The sequence below is a fragment of the Paracoccus sp. MKU1 genome, assembly GCF_001447385.1.
In the GTDB taxonomy this organism is placed as follows: Bacteria; Pseudomonadota; Alphaproteobacteria; order Rhodobacterales; family Rhodobacteraceae; genus Paracoccus.
Map to the genome: position 1 here is coordinate 1 of NZ_LLWQ01000129.1, position 7,443 is coordinate 7,443.

Sequence of the window (7,443 nt, forward strand, 5' to 3'; positions counted from 1 at the left end):
GTATTCCTTCGGCGCGTCACACCACCGCAAGYCATTGCGATTGACGAAGATTATCCCGCTCAGCACATGCCGGGCATCCACGCGCGGCTTGCCCATCCTCAGGAAAACAGTCCCCCGGACTGTTTTCTGATCTTCGGATACTCTTGGGAAAGAAGGGCCGTAGCCGCTCCATATGCGCCTCGCTCAGCCAGAAAAGATTGCTCATCGATCAGCTCTCCTTGCGGAGCCTGAAGCACGCCAAAGGCCTGAAAGCAATGGGTCTGGAGCCTAGGCCGATGCAACGCCTTTCTGCCGCAAGCAAGGATGACGCCATGACTTCTACGACCCTCAGAGTGAACATGCCGCAATGGCAGGGCGGGGACGAGCCCGCCTATCGCTTCGGCGCCGAGTTGCTGCGCTGGCTGGCGCCGCCGCATRACGGCCCCGAGGAAACCGTGGCGGTTCCCAGACCGGATGGCAGCGCGCCGCCGCTCGACCAGGGCATCAAATGGCGCGATGCGCTGCTGGCGCAGGCTCGTGCGGCACGGGCTGCCATCGAGCGTCACGATCCCGACCGCATTGTCACCCTCGGCGGCGATTGCCTGGTCGATCTTGCACCCATCGCCTGGCTGAGCCGCAAATACGGCGACAGGCTGGGTGTCCTCTGGATCGACGCCCATCCCGACGTGATAAGCGCGGCCGAGTTCTCGCATGCCCATGTGCTGGGGATGCTGCTCGGGCGGGGCGACGCCGATTTCACCGCCGAGGTGCCGGTGAAATTGGCTGCGCCGCGGGTGATGATCGCCGGCATGCAGGGCTGGAACGAGGCCGAAGCCCCGATCCTGAAGGAACTGGGCCTCCGCCACATCCCCGCCACCGATCTGGCCGAGACCAGCCAGCCGGTTCTCGATTGGATCGCGCGCGAAGGGATTACCCATCTGGCGGTGCATTTCGATCTCGACGTGCTGGATCCGTCGCATTTCTCGCCGCTGCTGTTCAACAGGCCCGATGCGGCAACGGATGCCTTTGCCGGGATCGAGCAGGGCCGCATGCGGCTGGAACAGGTGGTGCGGCTGCTGAAGGACGTGAGCGCGGCGGCGGATATGGTCGGCCTCGCCATTACCGAACATCTGCCTTGGGACATGCTGCGTCTCAGGAACGCACTCGCCGAGCTGCCGATCATGAAGGCATGAGGGGCGTCCGGCCGCAAGGCACGACCTCTCTTTCCGGCCTCCCGCATGATCCGGCCGAGCTCCGATATGGGTGGTCTCCGCCCGTCCGGATCATGCCGCGCCGTTCGCGCCTGTCGCATCAGCCATGGGCACGTCAGCCGATTTCTCCGCCTTTCCTCCGCGAGCCGGCCCCTGCCCGGCGAGCGCGATTTTTCTGCCGCCCCCGCCGTCGGAACCGCACGCGCGACGGCCGCCGATCCATCGGATCGGCGACCGTGATGTTGTGGGCTGGTAGGTCGCCTATGGCCGCAGCGGGCGCCAGGGTTCATCCGTCCCAGCCGGGCGCCAGGTCAGCCGGCGGCACCGGAACGTGGTCCAGGCGTAAAGCAGCGGCTCCATGCCGTGCCACCAGTCGGCCGCGATGTCGCCGCAACGGCCCTCGAACAAAAGCCTGCCGCGCGCGGTGTAGAGCCGGAACTCCACCGGCAAGGCGTGGCCCTCTTCCGGTTTGCCCCGTGCAGGAACGCCGTCGGCGTCCTCGCCCAGTCCGATGCAACCGCCGTGATGGTCCTTCGTGACAATCCAACGCATGTCGAAATCCTTTCCGTGAAGCTGCGGGGTGAGGCGCCCGCCGCGTGGACGAGCGCCCTTGGGCCGCACGGGGCTTTTATGCCGCCGCCTTCCGGTCCCGTTCTTGCAGGGCCGCCATCCGCCGGCCGGCGGTCTGGTAATGGTTCACGTCCAGCTCGATCCCGAGCCAGTCGCGGCCCAGCAGCTGCGCCGCCGCCAGGGTGGAGCCGCTGCCGCTGAACGGGTCCAGCACGAGATCGCCCGGCTGGGTGAACGCCCCGATCAGCTTGCGCAGCACAGCCACCGGCTTTTGCGTCGGGTGCAGCCTGTTGCCGGTATAGGGGAAGTCCAGCACATCGGGGACCGGACGCGCGGGAAGCTCGGGATCGCCCTTCGCCAGCAGATAGGCCTGCTCGTGCTCGTAGCGCAGGAAGCGCGCCGAGGAGGCGTAACGCTTGCGGAACACCCGATGCCCGACGATGCGAAAGCCCGCCGCCTTCCACGCCTCCACGAACAGATCGACCTTGTTCCAGCCATAGAAGCTGACGCAGAAACCGCCATCCTTCAGAACTCGGTGCATCTGGGCGAAGGCGGGACGCAGCCAGCGGGCGTTGTCGTCATTGGCGACGGTGCGGCCCTGCCGGTCGCGGAACCGGGTCACATAGGGCGGATCGGTGAGGATGAAATCCACCGAGCCGCTGCCGAAAGCCTGCATCGCCGCGATGCAATCGGCATTGATGACGAGGTTGCGGGGGGTGGCTGCTTTGCCGGTCATGTCTTTGTCCTTTCGGGTTCGGAGCGGAGGGCCCTTGCCCTGATCCGCCGATGGGCCGCGCCTCGCCGGTCTGACTTCGGGAAACGCATGTTTCCCCGGAGGCAGAGCGGCGAGGGCGCAGCCCGACCCGCGGCCGCATGGCTGGCGGTCATGGGTCGGGGCGCAGGGGTGGGGCGGCCCGCAGCCGCAGGCGAGGACACGGCCCTGCGCCCCGACGACGCCCCAAGGCGGCGCCTGCCCTTTGACGGCCAGACAGGCGGATGCGTGGCGGACAAATCCTTGAGACAGGAAAGCCTTCGGGCCGGGGGTGAGCCGGGCACGGGCCCGGTCGAGCCGCCGGCACGGCTTCTGGGCAGGCGCGATCCGCGCCCGGCGCGCGGATCACATTAGATCAATGCGGCAGGACGCTGCTGGTAGGAATGGCTGGCAGTATCAAACCTGCGGCGCCAGTTCCCCGAACCCGTTCAGGTTGATCAGCGCAGCGATGCCAGTGATCAGCCCGGCCGTGCCGCAGAGCAGCTTCAGCGCGATGGCGGAGTCGATGGCACCATGTGTGACGCCATGGATGAGGGCATATCCAGCGATCATCGCCGGGATCACGAACACGGCCCGTGCCAGCAGGCAGAGGATCGGGTTCTTCGCCTTGAACAGCACCGTGAGCACCAGCGCCACCGACAGCAGCGCCGCGGTGGCCGCCGCAAGGACCGATAGCAGGAAGCCGATCTCGGTCGCGTGGATGAAGCTAAACGTCTCGACAAAAACCATTACCGGCGGCGCGTAGATGGCCAGATACCAAGCGATCACACAGGCGACGGCGGTGAGCATGAGGGCAAGCAGGATCAGGATCATGGAAGCCTCCGGACCAAGGGGATCAGGGATCGTTCACGTCAGGCTGCCCGAAGATGATACGCTCCGCCTGCGACCAAGGTTCACTACGCCGTTGCTGCGGATAGCAGCATTCCCAACATCCTGCGACGGGTCAAGCCGACAGGCGGAGGACCGGGGATTGATGCGAATAGGTGCCGAGAATGCCCGGTGGCCGGCGACAAGCTGCCGGGCTTTCGTCGGTAGCGGCACCCCCGCCGGCTGCTGACTCAGCTGTCCCGCAGGATCTTGTTCATCGGTTTGCCCTTGGCCAGTTCGTCGATCAGCTTGTCCAGATAGCGGATCTCCCGCATGAGCGGATCCTCGACCTCCTCCACCCGGACGCCGCAGACCACACCCTTGATCAGGGAGCGCGCCGGATTCATTCGCGGGGCCTCGGTGAAGAAACTCTCGAAATCCGTCCGGTCTGCCAACCGGGCTGCCAGCTGCTCCGGGCCGTAGCCGGTCAGCCAGAGGATGATCTCATCGACCTCAGCCCTGGTCCGGCCCTTCTTTTCCGCCTTCGCCACGTAATGCGGATAGACGCTGGCGAAGCTGGTGGTGAAGATCTTGTGCCTGCTCATCTCGCCTCCTGACCGAACCGCCCCTGCGCATCGAGCCAGGTCCAGATACCCTCGTCAGCCAAGATCGCATCCACGACCGCTTCCGCCCTTGGCCGGGCGCTCGGGTTGTCGCCCATTCCCATGTATTGGGTCTCGATCTCGACCAGAAACGCAACGACCTCATCGGGGGACGTTCCCCGGCGCAGTTGCGAGGCCGCCGCAACCAGATAGCTGTCATATTCGTCCGCAAAGGACAGGTTGGCTTCGTCGTCCCACCTGCCCGGCCGGCTTTCCGGGTCCAGCAATCCGATGGGATCCCAGAGCGACCAGCCGATATCGCGCAGCTTCGACAGCTTGATCCGGGAGTGCGGTGAGATCTCGGTCATGGGGGCGTCGTGGCAAGAGTCGGGCGGATGGTCAGCTTCGCGCAGGCCGGGGAAGGGTCGCAACGGGAGACGCTGCTAACCCTTCGGCGCCTTCGGCCTCGGCTGATGCAGCCGGCGTCGCGCGTTCGCGCGCAAGGCATTGCGCAGATTCTTGTTGATCAGATCAAGATCGAACCATTCCGGATTAAAATGCCCGCCCGCCCAGCGCAGCGTGGAGCGATGGTCCTCGTGCGCCGGGTCGCGGATGATCCCGAGGAAATCCTCATAGCCCCACGGCCCGCCGACATCCTCGGGCGGTCTCGCCCGTGCGCCTTCCAGACAGAGCGCGTGGCGCGGCGCCGGATCGAGCGCCAGCCACTCCTCGACCCGGATCAGGTGCTCCCAGTCGTCCCCGAAGTCATAGGCATAGGTGAAACTGCCATCGCGCCCGACGAAATCCTGCAGCCGCACCTCGGCATAGTCGAAAACGCGGGGGTCGCCGAAGCCGTCGTCCAGCAGCGCCGGATCGCCGTAGCGCAACCCGCCGATGCGGAATTCGTGCAGATGGCTGTCGGTCCAGCCGAAGGCCGCCTGCAGGACCAGGTGCAGCCGGTCCAGCGTCCAGTCGGCGGGAACCACCAGCCGCCGCCAGATCTCCGGCTCGATCGCGGCCAGTGAAACATGCAGCCGCACCGCATTCGGAGGCTGGAACACCCCTGCCCTCCCCGATCAGATGGCGAAGTCCTCGAGGGATTTCCCGGCCTCCAGAGCCTCGGCGATCCAGCCAGGTTTGCGGCCGCGACCGCTCCAGGTGATCTCGGGGTTTTCCGGGTGGCGGTATTTCGGCGCTACGGTGGCGCGCTTATGCGCCGGGGTCATTTCCGCCAGTTCGCCCAGCGAGAAACCGTGCTCTTTTGCCACCGCTTCCGCCGCAGCCCGCGCCTCGGCCTTGCGGCGATCCTCGAAAGAGGTGATTGCCTTGGCCACGCTCTTTTCCAGCTGCTTCAACTCGGCCAGCGACAAGGCATTCAGGTCGATATCGGTCATATGCGTCCCCTGTTGTTATGGCGCCGGTTTAATCCAACAGCGGACAAACGGCAAATCTCATCCCCATTACAATGGGCCCAAAGATCACTCGAACAATCCACCGGCTCTGGCTTATGTCCTCTCCACCAAAGCCGCTGTCCGCCCAGCATCGGTCTTGCATTGGTTTCCCCAGACCTGGCGATGCTCGATGATCCGGCTCACCGTCAGGCGGCAGGCCGCGTCGGAGGGATGCAGGGGCCGCGCCGCCCGTTCCTCCAGCTTGGCCATCGCCCCGGACGACGAAAAAACCTTGCGGATGGCGATATGGCCGAGCGGCTGGTTCTCAAGCAGGAACATCTCGAGCCAGGCGCCGTTATACGCGTTCTCGAAGCCGATGACCGATCGGTTGGCACCGAGGGCATAGATTGTGACTAAATCCCTTTGCCCCGAGGGATGCAGGCTCTTCGCGCCGGGCGTCAATGTATTGGCAATCTCGTAGCGCCCGAGCAGCCAACGCATGACCAGATCCGGCTCATCGCGCAGGGCCGCGGGCAGATCCTCGGCGCGGGCTGACCGGAAGTCGGGAAGCAGCGCGGTGTCGAGGCAGCGCCACTGGCCGGTCGCCTCGCAATGGAAGGTCAGCAGGAAACGCATCGTCCGCATGCCCCTTGTTCTGTTCTCGCCGCCGGTCGGTCACGAGCCGAGCTAGGCACAGGGCCCTGGGCATGCAAGGTATCACAGTGACGCTGCGACAACCTGCCCGAGGAGCGGCCTCCGGCAATCCGGTCGCGCATCGCAATGCGGAGCGGTTTCCGGATCACCCGGTGTCTTGCACAAGCCGAACCGTCACCGTGTTCGCAGCCTGATCTCCCTGAGCGGATGCCCCGTGTCGATGAACAGCCGCCCCGCCGGCTTCAATGCAACCCGCAATCGTTCAAGGGCGCGTTGTTCGATCTCAGGATGGCGCCCGTCCAATGCCCCGACACGCATCGCGAAGGCGATGTCAAAGGGCGCGTCATCGGGCAACAGCTCGAAGTCCTCGATTGCCACCTGCCGGAACCGCAGGCGGTCCGAGGCGATTTCCGCCCTCGATCCGGCCACCGCGCTGTCGATCGCCCTGGCCGAGCGGTCGATGGCCAGGACGAAGCCACTTCCGACACGTCGGGAGACCTCGCGGGCGGCCACCCCCGGCCCGCAGCCGATCTCCAGCACCCTCAGGCCCGGCATCAGCGGCAAGGCGTCGATGAAGGCTGCGATCCGGTTCGAAATCCGCGGGGCCATGATGCTCAGGTCTTGTCGGTCACCTTCGGCCACCAGGTGCCGAAGCACCACAGATTGCCCTCGGGGTCGCGGCAGATAAATTCGCGGCTGCCATAGTCGCGGTCGGTCAGGCCCTCCTCGATCACCGCGCCGGCGGCCTGAGCGCGGGCGAACATCGCGTCAGCGTCGTCCACGGCGATATAGAGGGACTTGCCGCCCTGTTCCGAAGGCCGGCCCACCATCCCGCCATAGGCGTCGTCCCTGCTGTCGCCGCACATGATCATCGACGAGCCGAAGGCCAGTTCGGCATGGGCGACCTTGTCGCCATCCATGTATTTCGCGTGGATGGTAAAGCCGAAGGCCTTTTCCAGCCATTCGATCATCGCCGCCGCGTCGCGGAAGCGAAAGGTCGGGTAGATGCGCGGAGCTTCCATCATGCGTTCCTCCTGTCAGATTGGGTCGTCTTGCCCGGTCGGAATGTCCCGGCCGTCCCGGCATGACCGCTGATGCGGCGCCGATCCGAACCGCCGCTCGAGCCAGCCGACGCCGAAGGCGACGATATCCTGCGCGTCGAACAGATGGCAGTGCGCGGCGCCGACCACGCCCTCGCGGTGCCGCCCGGTCGCGACATAGGCGCGGGCGATGGTTTCGACCGCATCCGGCTGGCCCTCGACTGCGAAGCAATCGAGGATGCCGTTCGAGTCGAAATCCGTGGCAGCCTCCCAGATGGTCCGGGCATCCGGGCCCAGCACCGGCATCTCGTAGCTGACGCGGCGCTTGCCGGGGATGTCGGCGACGGCCTCGGCGTAATGCAGCACGGTCACCGCATCGAGCGGCGCACCCAGCAGCAGGATCTTGCCGCCAAGGCG

Annotated in this window: 12 protein-coding genes and 1 pseudogene; 1 reads left to right on the plus strand and 12 read right to left on the minus strand. The window is 65.8% G+C overall.

The genetic code is table 11. From position 1 onward, the window contains the following. Window positions 1–205, minus strand: a pseudogene (locus AQY21_RS27730) (hypothetical protein); the annotation flags it as partial. A 106-nt stretch (window positions 206–311) separates the two neighbouring features. Here AQY21_RS27730 and AQY21_RS08505 point away from each other — a divergent pair. Next, window positions 312–1,172 (plus strand): arginase family protein, encoded by an 861-nt coding sequence (locus tag AQY21_RS08505; RefSeq protein WP_058097269.1) that lies wholly within the window; start codon window positions 312–314, stop codon window positions 1,170–1,172. A 279-nt stretch (window positions 1,173–1,451) separates the two neighbouring features. Here the strand turns inward: AQY21_RS08505 and AQY21_RS08510 are convergent, their stop codons facing one another. From AQY21_RS08510 to AQY21_RS08560, 11 genes are all read right to left on the minus strand, one after another. Beyond that, window positions 1,452–1,742, minus strand: a complete 291-nt coding sequence (locus AQY21_RS08510; RefSeq protein WP_058097270.1) for a hypothetical protein — start codon at window positions 1,740–1,742, stop codon at window positions 1,452–1,454. A 76-nt stretch (window positions 1,743–1,818) separates the two neighbouring features. After that, window positions 1,819–2,496, minus strand: a complete 678-nt coding sequence (locus AQY21_RS08515) for a DNA methyltransferase (RefSeq protein ID WP_058097271.1) — start codon at window positions 2,494–2,496, stop codon at window positions 1,819–1,821. Between the two features lie 432 nt (window positions 2,497–2,928). Next, a complete protein-coding gene (locus tag AQY21_RS08520; protein ID WP_058097272.1) occupies window positions 2,929–3,345 on the minus strand; it encodes a hypothetical protein in 417 nt (138 codons plus the stop codon). Between the two features lie 245 nt (window positions 3,346–3,590). Continuing rightward, complete coding sequence (locus AQY21_RS08525) at window positions 3,591–3,944, minus strand: DUF2200 domain-containing protein (RefSeq protein ID WP_058097273.1); 354 nt, start codon at window positions 3,942–3,944, stop codon at window positions 3,591–3,593. After that, window positions 3,941–4,309, minus strand: coding sequence for a hypothetical protein (locus AQY21_RS08530; RefSeq protein ID WP_058097274.1), 369 nt, complete (start codon window positions 4,307–4,309; stop codon window positions 3,941–3,943). Before AQY21_RS08530 ends, AQY21_RS08525 begins: the two co-directional genes overlap by 4 nt. 75 nt (window positions 4,310–4,384) lie before the next feature. Next, window positions 4,385–5,002 carry a plasmid pRiA4b ORF-3 family protein gene (locus tag AQY21_RS08535; RefSeq protein ID WP_058097275.1) on the minus strand — a complete coding sequence of 206 codons (618 nt, stop codon included), beginning with the start codon at window positions 5,000–5,002 and terminating at the stop codon, window positions 4,385–4,387. Between the two features lie 15 nt (window positions 5,003–5,017). Beyond that, window positions 5,018–5,335 (minus strand): H-NS family nucleoid-associated regulatory protein, encoded by a 318-nt coding sequence (locus tag AQY21_RS08540; protein ID WP_058097276.1) that lies wholly within the window; start codon window positions 5,333–5,335, stop codon window positions 5,018–5,020. Between the two features lie 111 nt (window positions 5,336–5,446). Beyond that, window positions 5,447–5,968 (minus strand): hypothetical protein, encoded by a 522-nt coding sequence (locus AQY21_RS08545; RefSeq protein ID WP_152988167.1) that lies wholly within the window; start codon window positions 5,966–5,968, stop codon window positions 5,447–5,449. 192 nt (window positions 5,969–6,160) lie between these two features. After that, window positions 6,161–6,595, minus strand: coding sequence for a bifunctional 2-polyprenyl-6-hydroxyphenol methylase/3-demethylubiquinol 3-O-methyltransferase UbiG (locus AQY21_RS08550; protein ID WP_058097278.1), 435 nt, complete (start codon window positions 6,593–6,595; stop codon window positions 6,161–6,163). Window positions 6,596–6,600: 5 nt separating this feature from the next. After that, the gene (locus tag AQY21_RS08555; RefSeq protein WP_058097279.1) at window positions 6,601–7,011 is read right to left on the minus strand and encodes a VOC family protein; all 411 of its coding nucleotides are present in this window, start codon (window positions 7,009–7,011) and stop codon (window positions 6,601–6,603) included. Between the two features lie 12 nt (window positions 7,012–7,023). Next, window positions 7,024–7,443 (minus strand): AAC(3) family N-acetyltransferase (locus tag AQY21_RS08560; protein ID WP_161905981.1); only part of this gene is annotated, 420 nt, incomplete at its 5' end.

Coding starts and splice junctions, on each gene's coding strand:
- AQY21_RS08510 (WP_058097270.1), bottom strand. CDS start 1,742: ATGCGTTGGATTGTCACGAAGGACCATCACGGCGGTTGCATCGGACTG.
- AQY21_RS08555 (WP_058097279.1), bottom strand. CDS start 7,011: ATGATGGAAGCTCCGCGCATCTACCCGACCTTTCGCTTCCGCGACGCG.
- AQY21_RS08520 (WP_058097272.1), bottom strand. CDS start 3,345: ATGATCCTGATCCTGCTTGCCCTCATGCTCACCGCCGTCGCCTGTGTG.
- AQY21_RS08525 (WP_058097273.1), bottom strand. CDS start 3,944: ATGAGCAGGCACAAGATCTTCACCACCAGCTTCGCCAGCGTCTATCCG.
- AQY21_RS08540 (WP_058097276.1), bottom strand. CDS start 5,335: ATGACCGATATCGACCTGAATGCCTTGTCGCTGGCCGAGTTGAAGCAG.
- AQY21_RS08545 (WP_152988167.1), bottom strand. CDS start 5,968: ATGCGTTTCCTGCTGACCTTCCATTGCGAGGCGACCGGCCAGTGGCGC.
- AQY21_RS08550 (WP_058097278.1), bottom strand. CDS start 6,595: ATGGCCCCGCGGATTTCGAACCGGATCGCAGCCTTCATCGACGCCTTG.
- AQY21_RS08530 (WP_058097274.1), bottom strand. CDS start 4,309: ATGACCGAGATCTCACCGCACTCCCGGATCAAGCTGTCGAAGCTGCGC.
- AQY21_RS08515 (WP_058097271.1), bottom strand. CDS start 2,496: ATGACCGGCAAAGCAGCCACCCCCCGCAACCTCGTCATCAATGCCGAT.